The sequence below is a fragment of the Burkholderia anthina genome, assembly GCF_001547525.1.
GTDB lineage: Bacteria > Pseudomonadota > Gammaproteobacteria > Burkholderiales > Burkholderiaceae > Burkholderia > Burkholderia semiarida.
The window spans coordinates 1282421-1303672 of the sequence record NZ_LNJP01000003.1 but is presented as its reverse complement, the minus strand read 5'-3'; the positions used below and the strand labels follow the sequence as shown (position 1 = coordinate 1303672).

General features: G+C 62.7%; 19 protein-coding genes. 6 read left to right on the top strand and 13 right to left on the bottom strand.

What is annotated here, in order from left to right:
- Positions 1 to 3: 3 nt before the first annotated feature.
- Together WS64_RS25945 and WS64_RS25940 are read left to right on the top strand one after the other, a co-directional pair.
- On the top strand, positions 4 to 1902 hold the full coding sequence (locus WS64_RS25945; RefSeq protein WP_060968151.1) for a sensor histidine kinase: 1899 nt from the start codon (positions 4 to 6) through the stop codon (positions 1900 to 1902).
- A complete protein-coding gene (locus WS64_RS25940) occupies positions 1899 to 2543 on the top strand; it encodes a response regulator transcription factor (RefSeq protein ID WP_059644999.1) in 645 nt (214 codons plus the stop codon). Before WS64_RS25945 ends, WS64_RS25940 begins: the two co-directional genes overlap by 4 nt.
- 120 nt (positions 2544 to 2663) lie before the next feature.
- Here the strand turns inward: WS64_RS25940 and WS64_RS25935 are convergent, their stop codons facing one another.
- From WS64_RS25935 to WS64_RS25890, 10 genes are all read right to left on the bottom strand, one after another.
- Positions 2664 to 3992, bottom strand: coding sequence for an MFS transporter (locus WS64_RS25935; protein WP_060968150.1), 1329 nt, complete (start codon positions 3990 to 3992; stop codon positions 2664 to 2666).
- 499 nt (positions 3993 to 4491) lie between these two features.
- On the bottom strand, positions 4492 to 5856 hold the full coding sequence (locus tag WS64_RS25930) for an FAD-dependent oxidoreductase (RefSeq protein ID WP_060968149.1): 1365 nt from the start codon (positions 5854 to 5856) through the stop codon (positions 4492 to 4494).
- 76 nt (positions 5857 to 5932) lie between these two features.
- Entirely contained in the window at positions 5933 to 7366 is a 1434-nt protein-coding gene (locus WS64_RS25925) for a catalase (protein ID WP_060968148.1), read from the bottom strand.
- Positions 7367 to 7469: 103 nt separating this feature from the next.
- Positions 7470 to 8231, bottom strand: coding sequence for an SDR family oxidoreductase (locus WS64_RS25920; RefSeq protein WP_050012423.1), 762 nt, complete (start codon positions 8229 to 8231; stop codon positions 7470 to 7472).
- 56 nt (positions 8232 to 8287) lie between these two features.
- On the bottom strand, positions 8288 to 9088 hold the full coding sequence (locus WS64_RS25915; RefSeq protein WP_060968147.1) for an SDR family NAD(P)-dependent oxidoreductase: 801 nt from the start codon (positions 9086 to 9088) through the stop codon (positions 8288 to 8290).
- Between the two features lie 295 nt (positions 9089 to 9383).
- Positions 9384 to 10145, bottom strand: a complete 762-nt coding sequence (locus tag WS64_RS25910; RefSeq protein ID WP_060968146.1) for a glycine betaine ABC transporter substrate-binding protein — start codon at positions 10143 to 10145, stop codon at positions 9384 to 9386.
- A 28-nt stretch (positions 10146 to 10173) separates the two neighbouring features.
- A complete protein-coding gene (locus tag WS64_RS25905; protein ID WP_060968145.1) occupies positions 10174 to 11097 on the bottom strand; it encodes a DMT family transporter in 924 nt (307 codons plus the stop codon).
- Between the two features lie 90 nt (positions 11098 to 11187).
- Positions 11188 to 11841 carry an oxygen-insensitive NAD(P)H nitroreductase gene (gene nfsB / locus WS64_RS25900; protein ID WP_059581384.1) on the bottom strand — a complete coding sequence of 218 codons (654 nt, stop codon included), beginning with the start codon at positions 11839 to 11841 and terminating at the stop codon, positions 11188 to 11190.
- A gap of 36 nt (positions 11842 to 11877) precedes the next feature.
- Positions 11878 to 13101 (bottom strand): L-dopachrome tautomerase-related protein, encoded by a 1224-nt coding sequence (locus tag WS64_RS25895; protein WP_060968144.1) that lies wholly within the window; start codon positions 13099 to 13101, stop codon positions 11878 to 11880.
- 62 nt (positions 13102 to 13163) lie between these two features.
- Entirely contained in the window at positions 13164 to 14171 is a 1008-nt protein-coding gene (locus WS64_RS25890; protein ID WP_060317606.1) for a zinc-binding alcohol dehydrogenase family protein, read from the bottom strand.
- A gap of 140 nt (positions 14172 to 14311) precedes the next feature.
- Here WS64_RS25890 and WS64_RS25885 point away from each other — a divergent pair, with 140 nt between their 5' ends.
- The 4 genes from WS64_RS25885 (at position 14312) to WS64_RS25870 (ending at position 17637) form a co-directional block, all read left to right on the top strand.
- Positions 14312 to 15244 (top strand): LysR family transcriptional regulator, encoded by a 933-nt coding sequence (locus WS64_RS25885; protein WP_060968596.1) that lies wholly within the window; start codon positions 14312 to 14314, stop codon positions 15242 to 15244.
- 469 nt (positions 15245 to 15713) lie between these two features.
- A complete protein-coding gene (locus tag WS64_RS25880; RefSeq protein ID WP_060968143.1) occupies positions 15714 to 16082 on the top strand; it encodes a BON domain-containing protein in 369 nt (122 codons plus the stop codon).
- Between the two features lie 505 nt (positions 16083 to 16587).
- Positions 16588 to 17124 carry a carboxymuconolactone decarboxylase family protein gene (locus WS64_RS25875; protein ID WP_060968142.1) on the top strand — a complete coding sequence of 179 codons (537 nt, stop codon included), beginning with the start codon at positions 16588 to 16590 and terminating at the stop codon, positions 17122 to 17124.
- Between the two features lie 225 nt (positions 17125 to 17349).
- The gene (locus tag WS64_RS25870) at positions 17350 to 17637 is read left to right on the top strand and encodes a putative quinol monooxygenase (RefSeq protein WP_060968595.1); all 288 of its coding nucleotides are present in this window, start codon (positions 17350 to 17352) and stop codon (positions 17635 to 17637) included.
- A gap of 212 nt (positions 17638 to 17849) precedes the next feature.
- Here WS64_RS25870 and WS64_RS25865 read toward each other — a convergent pair whose 3' ends face one another.
- The 3 genes from WS64_RS25865 to WS64_RS25855 form a co-directional block, all read right to left on the bottom strand.
- Positions 17850 to 19055, bottom strand: coding sequence for an MFS transporter (locus WS64_RS25865; RefSeq protein ID WP_060968141.1), 1206 nt, complete (start codon positions 19053 to 19055; stop codon positions 17850 to 17852).
- Between the two features lie 175 nt (positions 19056 to 19230).
- Positions 19231 to 20091, bottom strand: coding sequence for an N-acyl homoserine lactonase family protein (locus WS64_RS25860; protein WP_060968140.1), 861 nt, complete (start codon positions 20089 to 20091; stop codon positions 19231 to 19233).
- Between the two features lie 140 nt (positions 20092 to 20231).
- Positions 20232 to 20780, bottom strand: a complete 549-nt coding sequence (locus WS64_RS25855) for a TetR/AcrR family transcriptional regulator (RefSeq protein WP_059645036.1) — start codon at positions 20778 to 20780, stop codon at positions 20232 to 20234.
- Positions 20781 to 21252: the final 472 nt, after the last annotated feature.

The window sequence follows — 21252 nt, the reverse complement described above, 5'->3', positions numbered from 1 at the left end:
TCTATGAATAACGACCGCCAGGCGGGTGACGGCCACGGCGCATACGCGGATCCGGTCATCGCTCCGGCCGAACTCGCGGCGGCGCGTGCGTCCGAGCTCGGGCCCAATCTCCAGGCGCAACTCCGAAACAGTCAGCCCGCGGTGTACGCGGTCGCGATCGCGTTGGGCCTCGCGGTATTCCTTGTCGACGCGTTTGCGCCCGTCGACGTCGCCGTCGCGGTCCTGTATGTCGTCGTGGTGCTGCTGGTCGCGTCGGTCGCGTCCCAAACGGTCACCGTCGGCGTGGCCTGGGCCTGCGTATCCCTGACGGTCCTCGGATTTCTTCTGGCTCAGAGCGACCAGATAGCCGTCAGTTCGCTCGCGCGCTGTATCGTGAGCGTCATTGCGATCGTGACGGTCTCGGCATTGGCGTTGCGCAATCAGAGCAGCAGGGCGACGCTGCAGAACCAGGTCGACTTGCTCAATCTGACCCACGACGCGATCGTGGTGTACGGGCTCGACGGGCGTATCCGCTTCTGGAGCAAAGGCGCGGAGCGCCTATACGGATGGAGCGCGCAAGAAGCGTTCGGGAAAGCATTCCATGAGCTGACGCGTACCGGCGCCGCGCTGCCGATTGCCGACCTGATCGAGAAGACGGTGACGCACGGCAACTGGCAGGGAGAGCTCACGCGCATTCGCAAGAACGGCGAGCGCGTCGTGATTTCCAGCCGATGGATCGTGTCGCGAGACAAGTCGGGCCTGCCCGTCGCCATTCTTTCCACCGATAGCGACGTTACCCAGGCGAAATCGCTGGAAGCCGAATTGCGCCGCCAGAAGGAAGAGCTCGTGGCCACCGTCGACGCGATTCCCGCGATGGTCTGGAGCACGGACGAAGACGGGCGCTTGCTGTACCTCAATCGGCGCTGGACGGATTACGGTGTGCGGACCAGTGACGGCACGGATGTATGGCGCGATATCGTTCATGCCGACGACATCGAGACGTTGCGCGCCGCGTGGCGCCAGGCGATTTCCACGGGAAGCCCGTTCGAGGTGACGGCGCGCGTGCAGCTCGGCAGCGGCGAGTATCGTTGCATGATCGTCGGTGCCGCGCCGTTGCGCGGCGGAGACGGCCGGATCCTGCGCTGGTACGGCGTCAACACGGACATCGAGGCGCGCCGGCAAGCCGAGCAGGCGCTCGAGCGATCGCGCGCGGAGCTGGCGCATGTCACGCGGGTAACGATGCTCGGCGAGCTGGCGGCTTCGATCGCGCATGAAGTCACCCAACCGCTGGCTGCGATAGTCACGTCGGGTGAGGCAGGGCTGCGCTGGCTGGACCACGACGTGCCGGATCTCGTCGAGGTGCGGGATTCCGTCGAGCAGATGACAGACGACGCGAGACGGGCGACGGATATCATCCGGCAGATCCGTGCGATGGCCAAGCGCAGAGACAGGGACGACGCGCTCGTCGACGTGACGTCCATCGTCGAACAATCGATCGATCTCGTGCGCCGCGAGCTTCAGATTCACGGCGTCGAGGTCGCGCAAAGCTGTGAGCCGTCGCTCTGGGTCCGCGGAGATCGTGTCCAGTTGCAGCAGGTCATCATCAACCTCCTGATGAATGCCGTTCAGGCGATGAGCGACGTCGCGGACCGCAAGCGGACCCTGGTCGTGTCGACCGGGCTGGTCGATGGCGCGAACGTGCAGGTACGCGTGGAGGATTCCGGCCCCGGCATTCGCAGCGAAGACGTCAATTCGTTGTTTACGCCGTTCTTCACCACCAAGAAGGAGGGCATGGGCATGGGGCTCTCGATTTGCCGTTCGATCGTTGAGGGGCATGGCGGCCGCATCTGGGCCGAGTCGCAAGAAAACAAGGGGGCATCGATGCAGTTCGTTCTACCGCTTGAAGGAATCACGCAGTCATGAGCCACGGTCCCGATCTCATCGCAACAAACTCCGTCGTGTACGTTGTCGACGATGACGATTCCATGCGCAAGGCGCTCGGCCGGCTGTTTCGCTCGGTTGGCTTGAGTGTCGAGCTCTTTGGCTCCGCGCAGGAGTTTCTGGATTTCGACAAGCCCGATGTGCCGAGCTGTCTGATTCTCGACGTCCGGCTCAAAGGACAGAGCGGACTGGCGTTGCAGGAGCAGATCGTCGCGGGCGACGTGCAGCTGCCGATCATCTTCATTACGGCTCATGGCGATGTCGAGATGTCGGTGAAGGCGATGAAGAACGGGGCGCTGGATTTCCTGTCCAAGCCCTTTCGCGACCAGGACATGCTCGATGTCGTCCAGAATGCATTGCTGAAGGATGAGAAGCGGCGCAAGTCGGAGAGCCGTGTCGCCGACGTGCGCCGCCGCTACCAGACGCTGACGCCGCGCGAGCGCGAGGTGATGAAATACGTCGTGAGCGGCCTCCTGAACAAGCAGATTGCCGCAGAGCTCGGATTGAGCGAAATCACCGTGAAGATCCATCGCGGCCACGCAATGCGGAAGATGGGCGCGCGAACCCTGCCCGAGTTCGTGCTGGGCGCGCAATCGCTGGGGCTGGATCCTGCCGCGGAGTAGCAGTACCGATCTCGACGCGCGTCGGCGCCGCGCCGCGTCAGCGCAACGGAACACGCCGGTGGGGCGATTCGGCCGCATCGCCCTGTCGATCCGGAGCGAACCGGAATCGCGGCCCGGGGGCTATCTGTTGACGATGTGTTTCGGCAGCGACAGCGTCAGGCAGAAGCCCAGCAACAGGCACGCGATCATGCACGAGACGGGAAGCGCGAAGCTCCCGGACGACTGTTTGAGAACGCCGACTACATAGGGGCCGAAAAAGCCGCCGATGTTGCCGATCGCGCTGATCCATGCGATGCCGCTGGCGGCGTTGCCGGGGCCGAGAACCGCCGTGGGCATTCCCCAAAACACCGGGGGAAGAGAAAGCAATCCCGCATTCGCGATGCACAGTGCCATCACGGTAAGCCACAGATTGCCGTGCCAGACGAGGGCGAGTGTCAGCCCCAACGCTGCCAGCAAGAATAGGGCGGCGGTGTGGACGCGCCGCTCTCGGCGGCGATCCGCGCTTTGTCCGGCCGTGATCATCACGATCATCGCGAACGCGTTGGGCAGCGCCGCAATCAATCCGATGAAGAGATCCCTGCCCACGCCGAGCGACTTGATCATCGTGGGCGCCCATAGCGTGTAGCCGTAAATGCCGACGACGTCGAGGAAATAGATCAGCCCGAATACCCAAAAGATCCAGCTGCCGAACATCGCGTTGTTGTTCGCCGAAGCGGCGAGAGCACGATCTTCGGCAAGCGTTCGGGTGAGGTAGGCTCGGTCGGCCTCCGTCTCGTGGCGGCTTTGGGTGACATCGTCCTCGAGATACTTCCAGCAGAGAAGCGCGGCGACGAACGCCGGCAGCGCCTCGACCATCAACATCCATTTCCAGCCGGAAAGCCCGCCGATTCCGTCGAAGTACTCCATGATGAAGCCGCTCAGCGGCGAGCCGATCAGACCGGACAGCGGCAGCGCCGCGTAGAAGGTGGACAGCACCCGCGCGCGGTGGTATCGCGGGAACGACTGGGAGATGTAATAGACGATGCCGGGCACGAGCCCGGCCTCCGCCACCCCGAGCAGATAACGCATGACATAGAACTGCTTGGGCGTCGCGATGAAGGTGGTCAATGCCGAAACGATTGCCCACGACAGGATGATTCGCGTGAGCCATCGCTTGGCGCCCACCCGCTGCAGGATCATGTTGCTTGGAACTTCGAACACCACGTAGCCCAGCGCGAAAGTACCCGCGCCGAATCCGAACACCGCATCGGTGAAACCCAGGTCGACCCCCATCTGGAGTTTCGCGAAGCTGACGTTGATGCGGTCGACGTATGCGGCAACATACGCAAACATGAAAATGGGCAGGATTCGCAGCGCGAGATGCCGCGAAATACGATTTTCCCGCGCTTCGTCGTTCGGGTCGTTGCTATCGACCGGACGACCGGCTGCGCGCGTCGCGTTCAGATCCAAGAGGTTCCCCCGTTGCTCGGCGAGCAAGGCCGCACAAATGTGTCGACATCGACGCCAGTGATCGTCGATATCGGATGCCAGCAGCAATTCATGTATCCACTCCACGACGCACGGCCGTGCCCGCACTTCGTTCGCGTCGGTAACGAGGCGCAGGCAATGCTGGATGAGGTGGAAGAACGGCGACTTTGCCCATCGTTCACTCGAGGCGTTCGGACCGGGACGCCGGTGTTGACGAAGGCATATTTTTCTCAGGGCCCGCGATCGCGGAGCTGCCCGTGCGGCACATGACGGGCTGGCGTTGCGCGATTCGAACTCGTCCGGAGATTTTACCGGATAGTGTCGATCGCAGGAGAGCGGCTGTCAGCATTTTTATCGTGGCGGCGACGACTGAATTGGAAGCGCGAAAGCCGCCGCGACGCAAAGCGCGTCGTGGCGGCACGAGCATCGGGCTGGCCCCGCGTTCGGTGGGGCAAGCCAGGCAAACGGCAAAGGCACTCGCTTATTTAATGGTGGCGAAGAGCAGATTGAGGCCCTCGGCGAGAAGCGGGTGGGCGATGATGGCGTCGCGCACGGACGTGTACGGCAGGTTGCCGATCATTGCCATTTGCACGACCGACATCACTTCGCCCGCCCCCGAGCCGACCATCGTGAAGCCCAGGATCTGTCCGGTTTCGGGCGCCACGAGTGCCTTCATGAAGCCTCGCGTCGTTCCGTTGGTGCGGGCTCTCGGCACGGCCGCCATCGGCAATTTCGCGACGATGACGGGCGTGTTGCGCGCCTTGGCGTCCGCTTCGTTCAGGCCGATGCGCCCCAGTTCCGGATCGGTGAACAACGCGTACGGAATGATGCGCGCTGCCGTGCTGCCTGCCCGCCGTTCGATACCGGCCTTCAGTACGCGATAGTCGTCGAACGACGCGTGCGTGAACATCGGCGTGCCGGCGACCTCGCCGATCGCCCACGTTCGTTCAGCGGTGGTCGCGAGCGCGTCGTCGACCTTGATGAAGCCCCGCTCGTCGCGATCGACGCCTGCCAGATCCAGGCCGATGTCGTCGGTGACCGGCCGCCGGCCTGCCGCGACGAGCAGATGACTGCCGTCGATCGATGTGCCGTCGTCGAGCTTGACCGTGACGCCCGTACCCGACCGCCCGGTTACGCCGGTAATCCGGGCAGACAGATGCAGCGAGATGCCGTCGTCCTCGAACGCGCGCTGGATTTCGACGCTGACGTCCTCGTCCTCGCGAATGGCGACCCGCGGTGCGTCGTGAATGAGTGCGACCTCGCTGCCGAGGCGCCGAAACGCCTGGGCCATCTCCAGGCCGATGTAGCCGCCGCCGATCACGATGAGCTTTTTCGGCAGCACGTCGAGGTTCAGCGCTTCAACGTGTGTGAGCGGGCTCGAATCACGCAGGCCGGGCACGTCCGGAACCGCCGCCACGGTGCCCGTGTTGATATAGACGTTCTCGCCTTCGAACAGCTGTTCGGAGCCGTCGCCGGCCCGAACGAGGATGCGTCGCGGCGCGACGAACCGACCGGAACCGATCACGAGATCGAGGCCCGACTGTTCGAAAGCGCGGCGGTTGATATCCACCATGCCGTCGACGACTGCGCGGACGTTCGCATGCACGCCCGCCATGTCTGCAAGATGGTGCGCGTCGGCGGACGCCGCTCGCCACGCATGCATGTTGCGCGCGTTCTGAATCAACGTCTTGCTGGGGATGCACGCGACGTTGATGCATGAACCGCCGATCATGCCGCGTTCGATGATGGCGACGCGCTTGCCGCTTCGGGCGAGGTCCATCGCCAGGGATTTTCCGCCCTTGCCGCCGCCGAGGAACAGATATTCGTATTGCTTCGCGCTTTCCATAACGTTACTCCTTGATTAAAGACAGACGAATCCGCGAGATCGACGCGCGACGTCCGCTCGGCGCGCGCACGCCGGCTTACTCGGCCCAGATCGCAGTACGGACGCCGGCGGCATACGCCGGATCGATGCGCTCGAGATGGGCGAGCACTCTGTCGACCACGTCCTGCGGGACGCCGCTGATCGCCCGCCCGATGTTGGCGAACAGTCTCTCCTTCTGGTCGGCGCTGAACAGACGGAACAGCGCGCGGGGCTGGCTGTAATAGTCGTCATCGTCACGATGGTCGTAACGGTCGACCGTGCCTGCCTGCACCGGCGGTTCGGCCGCTGCTGGATTCGCGGCGAAGTCGCCTTGACGGCTGGGTTCGTAGTTCACGGTGCTGCCGAGGTTGCCGTCGACACGCATCGCGCCATCGCGATGGAACGAGTGAAACGGGCAGCGCGGCGCATTGACGGGAATCTGGTGATGATTGATGCCGAGCCGGTAGCGCTGCGCGTCGCCGTACGAAAACAGGCGCCCCTGAAGCAAGCGGTCCGGCGAAAACCCGATTCCGGGTACGACGTTCGCCGGCGTGAACGCGGCCTGCTCGACGTCCGCGAAATAGTTCTCGGGGTTCCGGTTCAGCTCGATCGTCCCGACGTCGATCAGCGGGTAATCGTTGTGCGGCCAGACTTTGGTGATGTCGAACGGGTTGTACGGCACCTTCGATGCGTCCGCTTCCGGCATCACCTGGATGCGGAAATGCCATCTCGGGAAGTTACCGTGTTCGATCGCCTCGTAGAGATCGCGCTGCGCGGACTCGCGATCCTGACCGACCACGCGAGCGGCTTCCGCATCCGTATAGTTTTCGATGCCTTGTGCGGACTTGAAATGGAACTTCACGTAGAAGCGTTCGTTCGCCGCGTTGACGAATGAGAACGTGTGCGAGCCGAAGCCGTGCATTTGCCGGTAGTTCTTCGGGATGCCGCGATCGCTCATCAGGATCGTGACCTGATGCAGCGACTCGGGATGGCGCGACCAGAAATCCCACACCGCGACGTTGTTGCGCATGTTCGTCCGCGGATCGCGCTTTTGCGTGTGGATGAAATCCGGAAACTTGAGCGGATCCCGCACGAAGAACACGGGCGTGTTGTTGCCGACGATGTCCCAGTTCCCTTCCTCCGTGTAGAACTTGATCGAGAAACCGCGCACGTCGCGCTCCGCGTCGGCGGCGCCGCGCTCGCCCGCGACCGTCGAGAATCGCATGAAAATCGGCGTTTCCTTGCCAACCCGGTCGAAGACCTTGGCTTTCGTGTAGCGCGAGATGTCGTGCGTGACCTTCAGCGTTCCGAAGGCGCCCGACCCCTTTGCGTGTACGCGACGCTCGGGAATTACCTCGCGGTCGAAATGGGCCAGCTTTTCAACGAGCCACATGTCCTGCAATACGACCGGGCCACGCGCGCCGGCGGTCATCGAGTTCTGGTTGTCGGATACGGGGGCGCCGGCGGCGGTCGTCAGGCTCTTGTCGGACATTGTTGTCAGCCTCAAGTCGTTTGTCGTTCGGTGAGTGATCGAATTGCGGGGGGCGGAAGGCGGCGTCGCAGGGCCGCCTTCCGGAGTCCTTCTTCGCGGCGGCTCAGGCTACCGGAATGGGGTTCTCGACGAGCGCCTGATTGAACTGATCGACGAACGCATACTCGTCGGGGCCGACGTTGTTCCGCAGCGGCTGCGCCATCTCGACCACGACTTCCGTCGTCGCGGTTTCGAGACGCTGGATCGTCTCGGCGATGAAGGCGTCCAGCGGCATTGCTCGCGGATCACCGCTCTTGTGGATCAGATCCGTGTCGACCCACGGCGGGGCGATTTCCAGCACGCGGACACTCGTATTGCGCAACGCAAAGCGTTGCGACATCGTGTACGAGTGAATGGCCGCCTTCGTCGCGGAGTAGAGCGCCGTGGCGGCAAGCGGGACGAATGCCAGTACGGAGCTGTTGTTGATGATGAACGACTCGGGTTGCGCCTTCAGATGTTCGACGAGCGCGGCGCTGACACGCACCGGCCCGAGCAGGTTCGTGTTCACGAGCCGGACGGCTTGCGCGTCGTCCAGCGCACCGCCGGCGTCATCGAACGGCATGATGCCCGCGTTGTTGATCACGACGTTCAGCGTCGGATAGTCCGCGATCAGCTGTCGCGCGACACGCTCGATCTGCGTGGGGTCGCCGACGTCCAGCTCCACGGTGTCGATACCCGGATTGGCCCGAGCGATCTCGTCCAGCAACGCCTTGCGACGCCCCGCGACAATGACCTTGTTGCCACGCTTGTGAAGGTTTTCTGCGAAAGCGCGGCCGATACCCGACGTGCCGCCGGTGATGAAGACAGTGTTTCCGGTGAGTTTCATGATCGGAGTTCCTTTGAATGGACGACTGGAGCGGTTGCGAAAAAGGTTTGCTGCGTTTAATGCGCGACGGCGTAACGCGCCGCGGGGGTATTGCTCGAGAGATGGGGAATCATGACGCGGCGGGCGGCGTCGTATGCGGCCCATTCTTCTCCTGCGTGCAGGGATGGAATCGTGACGAGTTCCTGACGGTCAAAGCCGGTCAGCGCTGCGTCGACCATGTCGGAAGCCGACATGACGATCTCCTTCGGGAGGTTGTCCAGCGGGAGCCCGCCAATCTCCCAGAACTCCGTCGCCGTCGCGCCCGGGAGAACGGCCTGAACCTGCACGCCCTTGTCTGCCAGTTCGTGATGAAGGGACTGCGTGAACGCGAGCGTGAATGCCTTGCTTCCGCCATACACGCCGTTCAGCAGCTCGGGCCCGATCGCAACGATGGACGAGATGTTGATGATCGCGCCGTGGCCGCGAGCGACGAAGCCGGGTGCTGCTGCATAGGTGAGGCGCGTCAGCGCCGTGACGTTGAGATCGATCATGCGCGTCATTGCGTCGACGTCGCTTTCGAGCAGCGGCTTATGCGCGCCGACACCGGCATTGTTCACCAGCAGCGTGATGCTCGCGTCCGTGCGCAGCTTCGCTTCGATGGCGGCCAGCGCGCGCGAATCGCCGAGGTCCGCGGCGATCACTTCGACACTGCGCTGCGTGTCGTCGGTAATGCGCTTCGCAAATGCGTCGAGCCGATCCTTGTTGCGTGCAACGAGAATCAGATCGAACCCGCGGCGTGCGAGTCGTTCGGCATAGACCGCACCGATACCCGACGATGCGCCCGTGATCAGTGCGGTGCCTTTGTGTGCTTGCGTCATGATGTTGTTCCGTCGATGGTTACGAAGTGAATGACATCTGCCGGGAAACGCCGAGCCGGTTGCGTCATCTCGGCCGGCTCGTTTCAGTCTTCTGTTTCTCGGCGATTGCGATGTAGTGCGATGCAGTTTATTGGCGAGGCGACGTGTCGATCAACGCGCTCCGCCCATAAAGTCATTTCACTTACTCCGAATATTCGTTCGCGCGAACTGCATAACGGCCGTCGACGGTCGCGGCGGTTTCGGTCGATACGCGTCGTCTACGCGTTCGTCACCGACGGTGCTCGCCCGTGGCGCCTCAGGTCGTTCGCGGCGAGCCGGTGCGTGAAAGGACATGGTCCAGACGGCTCGTTTCCCGATTGCCGAGGCTGAGAGTGCGCAGTTCGGACAATGCGGCCAACGGGATCGCGTCAAGCGACGCGTTTCTGACGATCAACGTGGCGTCGTCCGTGCCGCCGAGCAGACCCTTCGGGTCCTTGAGTTCGCGGATGGTGTATTGCTCGTGAAGGTACTGTGGAGTCCAAAGCGGAACCACCACCCACCGGCGTGCGGCGACGGCCTCCTCGAAGGCGCGTACGCAATCGTCGAGCGTGCCGTTTTCGAAGTGATACCCTGCGTCCGCCAGGCCGTACTGCGCGACGATTTCGCGGGAAAATCTGCTGATGCCCGCACCGGGATTGATGCCCTGAATCCGCTTCACCATCCGTGACGCGACATCCGCCCGTTTCAGATCGGAGATGGAGCTCACCGCGCTTTCGGGCACATAGTCGGGTACGCCCCACAATGCATATGGCCGATAAAGGACGGTGATCTTGTGCACGTCCTGCTCGAACGGAGCGAGGTAGAGACTATGACTGCTCGGGAGCCATGCGCTGCTCAGCATGTCGGCTTGCCCTTCCCGCAGAATCCGGAAGGCTTCTTCGTGCGGTGCGAATATTTCGTCGACCGTTACGCCATGCTCGTTCAGTATCCGCCGCACGACGCCGGAGGCCGCGCGATGGAACGACAGGTCGATGGTAACGAGCGTGAGTCTGGGTTGAGTCGGGTCGAGATCGACCATGGCATTCTCCTGGTTCAGACAATCAAGGTCAGCGTGATGCGATAGAGAGCGCGATGCCGGCCACGATGAGAACGACGCTTGCCGCGAGTCCCATCGTGAGATGCTCGTGAAGAAAGAGGACCGACGTCATGAGGCCGAAGACGGGAACGCCTAACATCGCCGTCGCCATGCTCGTGCTCGACATGCGCGTGTTGGCGGCATTCACCGCGCAGAAGCAAAATGCCGTTGCAATGGGACCGATGTAGATCAGTGCCGACGTCAGGCTGAGGCTGCCGTCGCCCGTGTAGGGTCCCTCGAGCACTCTGGCGAGCACGGCGAGCGGTACGGCGGCAACGAGCATTTGCCAGGGCGCGAGCACGTAGGCGCTCGACGCGCTGCGGAAATGCCGGAGATGAAGAATGCAGACCGCCCAGCACAGCGACGCGCCGAGCAGCATGACGTGTGCGACAACGGCCTGACGATCGTGCCAGTCGACATCGAGCGGATTGAAGAGCAGCAGGACCCCGGCCACGCCAAGTGCCGTGCCGAATGCTTTACGCACGGACAGGTGCTCGCGAAATGCCAGCACCGACACGGGCGTCACCCAGATCGGCGTCGTATAGGCGAGCACGGCGGAACGGCCGGCGCTCACGTGGTGCAGCGCGACGGCGCTCATCGCGGTGAACGCCAACATCTGAAGCAAGCCGACGCTGGCGAGAAACGGCAGGTCGGCGCGCTTCGGCAAGCGCAGCGTCCCGGTCGCAGCTTGCACGACGAACAGGCACAGCGCCCCGGATGCGAACCTTGCTGCCGACAGCCACAGCGGTGTGACGTGCGCCAGGCCGAGCTTCATCGCCGGCCAGTTCGCACCCCACAACAAAATCGCCGCGCCCAATAACAGCGCACCGCCATATCTGGACGAGGGCACGGTCGCGGTGCGGCCGTGCGTGTCCATCCGAATCAACTCGGACATGATGACGCTCCTCGAAGTCGTGCAGCCGAGCGTGCGCGAAACGGTAGCTCGGAACGCTTGCCGCGCGGGCGGCAAGCCTGCTTCGGGTGATCAGATGAATGTGAATATCCGTTCGCGCGGCAGCCGCGATTTGGGCAGATCCGCGTTGAAGTCGTCGCCGCTGCGAAAACCCAGGGACACGATGACGACGCTCGTCAGGCCTCGTTCGCGCAGGCCGAGGCTTGCATCGAGCGCGCGGCTGTCGAACCCTTCCATCGGCGTTGCATCGACGCCGAGGACGGCCGCGCCGAGCAGCAGGCCGCCCAGCGCCAGATAGACCTGCTTTTCCATCCATTGCGGCGTATCGCGCAGCTCGTATTTGTGCATGTCGACGTACGAGCGGCGGCTCTTGTTCTGCGCGGCGCGCATTTCGGCGGTCTTGAATCGACCATCCACCGATTCGCGCTCCAGAATGGCCTGAAGGTGTTCGTCGTCCATGTCGGTCCGCATGCACATCGCGATGACGTGCGATGCATTGACGACCTTGGCCTCGTTGTACGCGTAGGCGCCCGTTGTGGCGGCCGCGATGCGCGCGCGGCCTTCCGGTGTCGCGGCCACCACGAAATGCCACGGTTGGGAATTCACCGAGGACGGCGACTGGTGAAGCAGCGACAGCAATGTTTCGACCTGCGCGGCGGGAAGCGACTTGCCGCCCTCGAAGGCTTTGACGGTATGGCGGGCATGAATGGCGTCGGCGAGATTCATGTGCGGGACTCCGGTTGTCGGCGATGGCGAAAGGGATTAACGGGTCGGTGCGGGACCTGCGCCGATGCGTACGCGGAACAATGCGTACGGCTTCTGGCGCTCGTCCTTGCCGCCGTGGAATACCGGTTGGCGGTGAAGCTGGTTCGCGGTGAAGTAGAGGTAACCGTCCGGGCCGACCGACAGCGTGTCGGGCCACAGCACGCGCGGATCGTGCAGGATCGTCTGCCATTCGCCGCCCGGCTCGAGCTTGCGAATCGAGTTGTGCTCGTAATCGCCGGCATAGACATTGCCGTTCGCGTCGCTGGCAAGACCGTCGGACGCCCCTTTCTCCCCGAGATCCTTCACGGCGGCCGCCAGTTGCGCGTCGCTGATCGACGGATCGCGCAGCATCGCGGTCGGAATCGAGTAGAGATGGCGGCTCGACAGCGGGCAGTAGTAGAGGGTCTGGCCGTCCGCGGAGAGCGCGATGCCGTCGGACGCCACGGAAAAGGGCTTGGTGGTCCCGTTCGGGTCGCGGACTTTCAACGACTGGCCTTCGACGACCGGGACGAAGCGAGGATCCGCCGACGTCGACACGTCGCCGGTCAGGCGGCGTATCGCCTTTCCGCTGTCGAGGTCGATCACGATCAGGCCGCCGATGCCCGACAGCGAGGAGTCGGTCACGTAAGCGACCCCGGCCTTTCCGATGCGAAAATCGAAGCGCATGTCGTTCACATAGGTCTGGGCGCGCATCACGTTCGCGGGGAACACGATCGTCTTGACGACGCGGTTGGTCGCGAGATCGATGGCGACGAGCTTCGCGCCGCCCGCGACCGGCTCCGAAAAGTTCGGTGCGGCGGTATCCAGAACCCAGAGCTTGCCGTGACCGTCGGCAACGACGCTTTGGACACTCAGGAAGTGCGTGGACGGGTGCGCCGCATCGGCATGGTTGATCTCGGCGTTTGGATAGGCGACGACGCGGCCGTCACGCAACTCGCCAACGGTGAAAGGCACGGCGTCGCCCCAGCGCGGGAAATTAACGAAAATCCGGCCGTTCTCGGCAACCGTCACGCCGGTGGGCATCGGGCCGGAAAAGGTGGCCACCGTGTCCATCGCGCCGATGGTGCGGTCGGTCGCCTGAACCGCCGGCGCCGTTGCCGGCGCGGACGGTTGCGCCAACACGGGGTTGACCAGCAGCGTGAAACTCAAGCCGGCTGCCAGTGCGGTTGCGGTCCGGCGGAGGGAAGTGAATCTCGTGATGCGTCGATGCGGGAAGTGCATGTTTGTTCTCCGGTCTTGTCCAGCATGTTCGGAATGGCGATACAGGGCGTCGTCGGCGTGCGTCAGAAGCCTTCCAGCACGATCTTTCCTCGCGCGCGACCGCTCTCGATGAGGGCATGGGCGCGCCGGAGATTTTCGGCATTGACGGTTCCGAAGTGATCGGCCATGGTCGTGCGCAACGTACCGTCGTCGATCAGGGTGGAGACGCGATCGAGGATTTCGTGCTGCCTGACCATGTCCGCGGTTTCGAACAGCGATCGTGTGAACATGAGTTCCCAATGAAGCGAAATCGACTTGCGTTTGAGCGGCATCGCGTCCAGCGTGTCGGGGTCGTCGATCACGGCAAGTCGGCCCTGCGGCGCCAGCGCCTCGACGAGCTGCGCATAATGGACGTCCGTCTGAGTGAGGCTGGCGACGTAGCGCACTTGCGGGGCGCCGATGCGGCGCAGCCCTTCGAGTAGCGGCTGCGTATGGTCGATGACGTCGTGTGCACCGAGCGCTTGCGCCCATGCGCGCGTTTCGGGGCGAGACGCCGTCCCGATTACACGCAGCCCCGTCAGTTGACGCGCCAGTTGCGTCAGCATGGAGCCGACGCCGCCGGCCGCACCGACGATCAGCAATGCATCGCCGGCACCGGCGCCCTCGGCGATCCCGAGGCGATCAAAGAGCAGTTCCCACGCCGTCAGCGACGTAAGCGGCAACGCTGCCGCTTGAGCATCGGAGAGCGTCGCGGGCTTGCGGCCTGCAATACGCTCGTCGACCAGAACATATTGCGCATACGCGCCGGGCCGGGCGATCGAGCCCGCGAAGAAAACCTTGTCTCCCGGAGCGAACATGGAAACGTTGCTTCCGATTGCCTCGACGGTTCCGACGGCGTCCCATCCCAGGATCCGCGGCTGCTCGGTGGGCGACCCCATACGAACCTTCGTGTCGACGGGATTGACGGCGATCGCGTCGACCTTGACCAGCAAGTCGCGCGGCTCGGCTTCGGGCTTGGACACCTCGGCATCGAAAAGGGACTCGGGATGGTCCGCGGGCAGGCCATGCTGTGTATAGACAACCGCTTTCATGGTTGAACTCCGAATGATGGTTGAGTGGCGCTGGGCTGCTCGCTGCAGACCGGGCGCCAACGTGTGAGTGAAATACTGCTCGACCTCGACTGCGGGAAAAACGCGTTACATTAGGGAGGACTTTCACTCCAGGAATGAAAATGGTGCGGCTCGAGGACCTTCAACTATTCGTGAGAGCCGCGGCGCTCGGCAGCTTCTCGAATGCGGCGAGGGAAGCCGATCTGCTGCCAGGGCAGGTGAGCGCCGCGATTCAAAGGCTCGAGCGCGAGCTGGATACCCGTCTCTTTGCACGCTCCACCCGAAGCCTGAAACTCACCGCGGAAGGCGAGCAGTACCTGCCCTATGCGGAGGAAGTGCTCTCCATGGTTCACGAGGGGCGTGAGCGGTTGCACGGTGGAAAGCACGCGTTGCAAGGTACGTTGCGAATCGCCGCACCGTCGGATATCGGACGCAATGCACTGCTTTCCTGGCTCGGCGTGTTCCGCGATGCGCATCCGAAGCTGGTGCTGAAGCTTTCGTTGTCCGACCACGTGACCGACGTATTTCGCGATCCGGTGGACGTGGCTATCCGCTATGGCGCGCCGGAGGCCGCAAGCTACGTCGCGCTTCCGCTCGCCGAAAGCAACCGAAGAGTGCTCGTCGCCTCTCCGGAATACGTGAAGCGGCACGGCGCGCCTGCGTCGCTCGACGAGCTGGTTTTGCACGACTGTTTGCCCTACGTGCTCGGTGGGCGTGTCTACGATCGCTGGCTGTTTCCCGCAAGCGGCGTGAGGCGGCAGGTCACGGTGAAGGGTGTGCTGCTGTGCGACGATGCCGAAATCGCGCGGCGCTGGGCTGTCGAGGGCAGGGGCATTGCCTACAAATCCTGGCTCGATGTCCATGACGACGTCAGAGCGGGGCGCCTGACAGTATTGCTGCCCGATCAGCGAGGCGAGGCGGCTCCGCTGAGCCTCGTGTGTCCGCATCGTCGCCAGTTCTCGCCGGCGGTCAGATACCTTCATGCGCACCTCCGCGAACGAATTTCGCCGATGATCGCCGCGATGCGCGACTACGTTGGCGACGCGATGGAGTAGCACGGTCTTTTTAGCCGCGCGAGCCGTGACGTGCGGAGGTGAATGCAGAACGACGCGCAACGGAGTATTCATCAGCTTCTCGGCTCCAATTCGGGACGCTGTCTGGTCCCCAGGTTTCGTTAACGTCCAGTCGCGATAGTCCACGGCAACCGGGTTCCCGCTGGCGGATCGCCCACGTTCGAGCGTCGTTCAGGCGCCTTTCGGCTCATCGGGCAACACATGCAGCCAGTTTGGCGTTTCGGAGCTGCACGGAAAATCGTCTCGCCGTGTATTCGAGCTAGTCGAAAATAGTCAACGCACCTATGCGCAGGTATAGGTGGCTTGCGAGCATCGGTGCGGGAAGGCGAAGAACGCGCGTTGAAAGCTGTTTTCAGGGAGAGGCCATTGAGGTCGGCCAATTGTCTTCCTACCATTCACTCGGGTTTTATCCCTTGATAACTTTACGTTCACGTTGGTTAAGGAGAGTGTGATGAAGAAAACGATCGCGTCGATGCTGTATGTCAGCTATTTGGCCTTCGGTATTTCAGCCCATGCGGCGGAGCAGAATACCGCTCCGCCGCCGGAGCAGGTCGTCAGCCAGAAAGAAGTGACGAAGAGTGAAAAGAAGGCGCAACGCGCGGCCGATCGCGCGCTGTCGCGGAAAATCGTATGGGCGCTGTCGAAAACGAAACGATTGAATGCAATCAACGTGAGGGTGCTCGCTCGCCGGGGAGCCGTGACCCTGACCGGATACGTGCCCGACAGCGAGCAAGTCCAGCTTGCCGGCGATAGCGCCGCGCGGGTCGCGGGCGTGACGTCCGTCGCCAACAATGTGGTGCCGGGCGAACCGGGCCGTTGATTGCCGTCACCGGAGGCCGACGTGCGCGTACCGATGCGTTCGCGCGTCGCCCGGTGTTCGCGGCGGTTCGAAGGCCGAGATCCGATTTTGAATGTTGCATGGCGCTGTGCACGGAAAACGGGTGCTTTCGCCGCGCCGAAATAACGTCCTTTTTGCCGGGTAATCGGTGGGTCGATATCGCGCCGACACGTTCATGACGTGCCTGAAAATGAATGATCTGAAGGCGAAACGGGCCGGCCCCGATGTTGACGAGCAAAGTCAGTTTTTCGGTAAATCGCATTCAAATTCAAGCGGCGAATTTTTATGATGACAACTGCTGCGATTAAATCGGGTCGTGGGTTTTCGATGTCGATAATTGTCGTGCGCGTTGCGTGACGCGACCTATTCGGCATTTGGCGCGGTTATCTGGCAGTAAAACCAGGGGCGCGAGCTCCGACTCGTCATCGTCGCTATCCTGCCGGCCGTTTCCGGTCGGCACTTCGTTATCCAACTCGTTGAGAGATATATGACACGCTTGACTACCCTTAAGCCGTCGGAAGCTACCGGCGAAACCGCAGCTGTGTTCGGTCAGATCAAGGCCGCACTTGGGAAGGTCCCGAACGCCTACGCGACCATCGGCACGCACAGCCCGGCCGGTCTTTCGGCCATGTTGAACGTCGATGCGGCGATCGCGGCAAGTTCTCTGGATCAGGCCGATATTGAAACGGTGCGCCTTGCGGTAAGCGCGCTGTCCGGTTGCGACTATTGCCTGGCCGCTCATACGATGCTCGGCAGGATGTCGGGTCTCACGCCGGAAGTGATGAAGAATATCCGCGCCGGTCGCGCGTCGGGGGAGGCCCGGCGTGATGCGCTGCTCTCGTTCGTGCGATCGATCGCGACGACGCGCGATACCGTGCCCCCGGGCGTGCTGGAGGCGGTGCTGGACGCGGGGTATACCGAGCGGCAGGTCATCGAGATCATCCTGGTCATGACATCGATCACCTTCACCAACCTGGTGAACCGCGTGAACGACACGACGCTGGACTTTCCGGCAGTCGACTGAACGTGTCGGGCGCCGGCTCGACTGACGGCCAATACCCGGTGTCGTTTCGGAACGCCACACAGCGCCCGCCGGGCGCTGTGTGCATTGACGCTCGCGAAGCAGTTGGAAGACTGAATGAGCGACGGGGCGCCATGCGGACGAACCGATCCGTCCGATCGTGTCGTCGTACTGGCGTGTCAAACGAAAGCAGATGCTCGAAAGATCCCTTTACGATGGAGAATGAAAATGTCAAAGCAGTTTGTCGTTGCCACGATTACCGCGGATCCGCAACACGCGAAGGCGATGGAAGCGGCGTTGTTGGCGGCCGTACCGGCCGTCCGGACCGAGGATGGGTGCGAGCAATATGAGCTGCATCGCGACCGCGAGGCTTCTCATCGCTTTACGATGATCGAGCGATGGCGGGACGAACGTGCGCTGAAGGTCCACGGCGAAGCACCGGCGTTCCAGAACCTGGCGCGCGAACTCGCGGGCAAGGCGACGCTCGATGTCGTGCTGCTCGAGAAACTGATCTAGGCGAACCGAAATCACTCTGGAACAAGCCGGCGGCCGGATCGATTCCCGGCCGCCGTTATTTTTCGTTCGTTCGATCGAGGCCGGACGTCGCGTGCGCGACGTCGATCATCGAACGAGCAGCGCGAGTACGGGCGCGGCGAGTGCGGTCAGGATGCCGTTCATTCCGATGGCCTGCTGGCGTATCCGCGGGCCGGTGCCTTGTCTCGATCGCGTCATGATTGAAGCGATTCCCGACACCCGGCCGCGCAGGCCTTCGCGTTGACCGACGCACGGGACACGAGCAGGCTGCCGGTCGCCAGCGCGAGAAACACCAGTGAACTGCCGATCGACCCTGTCAAACCGAACGCGGGATACACCCACCCCGCGACGGCGGAGCCGACGCCGATGCCGCAAAACACGAAGGATGCGGTCAAGGCCAACGCAATGCCCCGCCATTGCGGTACGAGTTCGACGATGCGCCGTTGCTGTGAAGGCCACAGCAGGTCGGTCGCGAACGCCCACGCCGTCAGTGCGACAAAAAGCAGGTGCAGGCTCGGGGGCGTGAACCAGAGAAACACCAGGTCCGCTGCAAGCAGGGCGAGGCCGGCGAGCAGCATCGTTTCCGCGCTATAGCGCCGCGCGGCGCGCGTCACGAACAGGTTGCCCGCGACGCCGGCTACGCCGAGCACCACGAGCGAGGTCGACACCATGTCGGCGCCTGCGTGGAATACGTCGCGAATGATGGGTGCGATAAAAGCGTACGTCGAATAGACGCCGGCCGCGATGAAGAACACGACCAGAAATGCACTGAGCGTAGCGGTGCGCGTCAGAAGAGAGACCATCGTTGCGAATTCGATGTTCTCGCCCCTGCTGGTGTCGGGTACGGCCCATACGATGAGCGCGGCGGTCACGGCGCCGGCGAGTCCGACGGCGACGAAGAGCGAGCGTGCGCCCCATGCGTGCGCGATCCATGCGGACAGCGGCATGCCGACCAGGCCGGCGACGCTCAAGCCGAGCAGCACGGTGGCAATCGCGCTGCCCTGCTGGTCGCGCTCGACGAGGCTCGAACCCAAGGCGCCCAGCACGGGGCCGATGAAACCCGCGCCGAGCCCCATCAGCACGCGCGACAGCAGCAGCACGGGATAATTCGGCGCGGCCGCCAGCAGGAGGGCAGCCGTACTGAACAGCGCCAAACCGAGCAGGACCTGGCGACGGCGTCGCAGATGTCCAAAACCGACTTGCAGCAGCGGAGCGGCGAAAGCGAACGTCACACCGAACACGGTAACGAGGTAAACGCTTTGCGAATCGGCGAGCCCCCATTGACGCGATATCGAGTCGAGGCTGCCGACGACGGAGAGCGCGCCCGTCGCCTGTACGAAGTACGCGAGGCTGAGGGTGTGGAGTGCGCGCGCCGTCCGCGCGGAAAAGGGCGTAGTCATGAGAGAGTCCTTTCGAGGCTTGAGAAGCACGCGGCGCGGCAGACGAGACGGGCGCGCACCGATCAACCGACTACCTGCCGAGCGCGTGCAGAACCAGCGTGGCCGCGGCGTGGAATGCGCCCGCGGCGACAATCAACAGTCCGAACGTTCGACGCAGAAGGCCGGGCATCTGGGTTCAACCCTGCGTCAATGGCGTGTAATTCGACGCCTTCGTGACATCGGCCCGCGGGTTCGAGATGGCGTTTTCCATCAGGCCGACCACCTTCCCGCCGCTCACCAGCGCGGGCACGTCGTGGCTTGGCAGCAGGAAGCGGCTCGTTGCAAGCGCGCGCTTGATCGCGCGCTTCTCGTCGAGCGTCGACATCGCGCGGTTCGCGGTAATGGTGGGTTCGTGCGCGGCCTGGTCGAGGATCGGGTCGATCAACTGATCCTTCAGGTTGTAGGCGATGTCGCCGCAGATGTTGGCAATGCCTTCGTCGGTTTCGACGAGCACCGACAGCGAACCCGGCGTATGGCCACCGGAGAGACGGACCGCGACGCCCGGAATGACCTCTTCCTCGAACGTGCCGTCCACGTCGAACAGCCGGATTGCGCCGCGCGTATGCAGGCGGTCGATCAGATGCTTCGTATCGGCCGCGGTGTACATCAGCGGGCCCATGATCCCGGATGCCGCGAATTCCAGCTCGCGACGCGAGATACCGACGGTTGTCGTCATGGGAAATCGGTCGGTCATGCCGACGTGATCGATATGTGCGTGCGTATGGACGATGTGACGGATGTCGCTCATCTCCAGGCCGTGTTGAGCGAGGTGATACTCGATCGTCATCTCTGGCGTGACTTCGTAGGGCAGACCGAATTCAGCGTACTGCTCGACGCTGCGCGAACCCGTATCGACGAGCACGGGATGCGCGCCACCCGTGATCAGAAACCCGAGCACCGGTATCGTCACCTGCTTGCCGGGTTCGCGAAACAGGACGAGGCCGCTCGAATCGAGCGACATGTTGCCGAAGTTGATCGGGTGAATCTTCAAGCTCATGGCTGCTCTCCGCTGTAGATCGGTACTTTATTGAACCGATCGGTTCAGTATGATCAAGCGGGCGAGGCGGGGCCAATTAAAAAAACCAATCGGTTCAAAACGATTGGTCTATCGCGAAGCGGGCCGACTGCGGACGAGCGTCAAAGGAGGCGTAGCGCTTGCATGAATGCGCCGACGGCGTCGCCTTCGGCCTCGGCGGGCAAATTGCGCTCGATGCAATAGCCGGCAAAGAACACCGTCACGATCGTGGCGATGGTCGCGGCAGGCAGGTGATGAGGCTCGGCCTCGATATTTTCGATGATCTGCGGGATCAGCCGATGGTGATACGCGCCGACGACTTCGCGCACGCGGTCGGACAACGACGGGAATTCACGCAGCGAGTTGACGGAGAAACAACCTACGCAGCCGTCGTCTTGCGGATCGCCCAGCCGCAGGAAGCGCTCGATGTTGCCGTAACTTTTCGGCTCCGCGGTAAGGATCTGCAGCGCCCCGCGATGTTCGTAGTAGTAGAGGAGGGTATGCAGGAACAAGTCTTCCTTGTCCCCGAACTCCGCATAGAGCCCGGACTTGTTGACGCCCGACGCCCGTTCCAGCTGCTGGAGCGACGTTCCGGCGAAGCCGTACTTCCAAAAGAGCGGGAGCACCTTTTGCAACACGCCTTCTCGACTGAATTTTTTGGGTCTGCCCATGCCCGTCACACCATGAGATGATTTGCAAACATTTTAAACCGAACGGTTTTTTTGGGGGGGCCGGGCGAATCGATACGACGACGGGGGGGCGGGGCTGTATCCGGTGTCGCGGCCGTTCGATCGACTACCCCATGTGCATCGTCGCGCCGACATACCCGCATTAGCCGGCTATCCCGAAAGGCATGAGCGGCGCGGCTTGATTTACGAACGGGTTAAACGGCATCGATTATAAAAACGCCAGGGAAAATTATTTAAACAATCGAAACGGTGTGGTTTTATTTTCGCTCGGGCAAACAAAATTTCCGCGTTGGCAAAGGTCATTAATCCCGCTCTGTCATTCAATGTCGCCATACCGGTCGGATGTATGCCAGGCGGCCGTTTGCGAGACGATGAATAATTTCGCCCCCTTATTGGCAGTCCGGAAATTTATCGGAAACGTAAAGGATTGCAATATGAAGCCGTTATCCGTGTA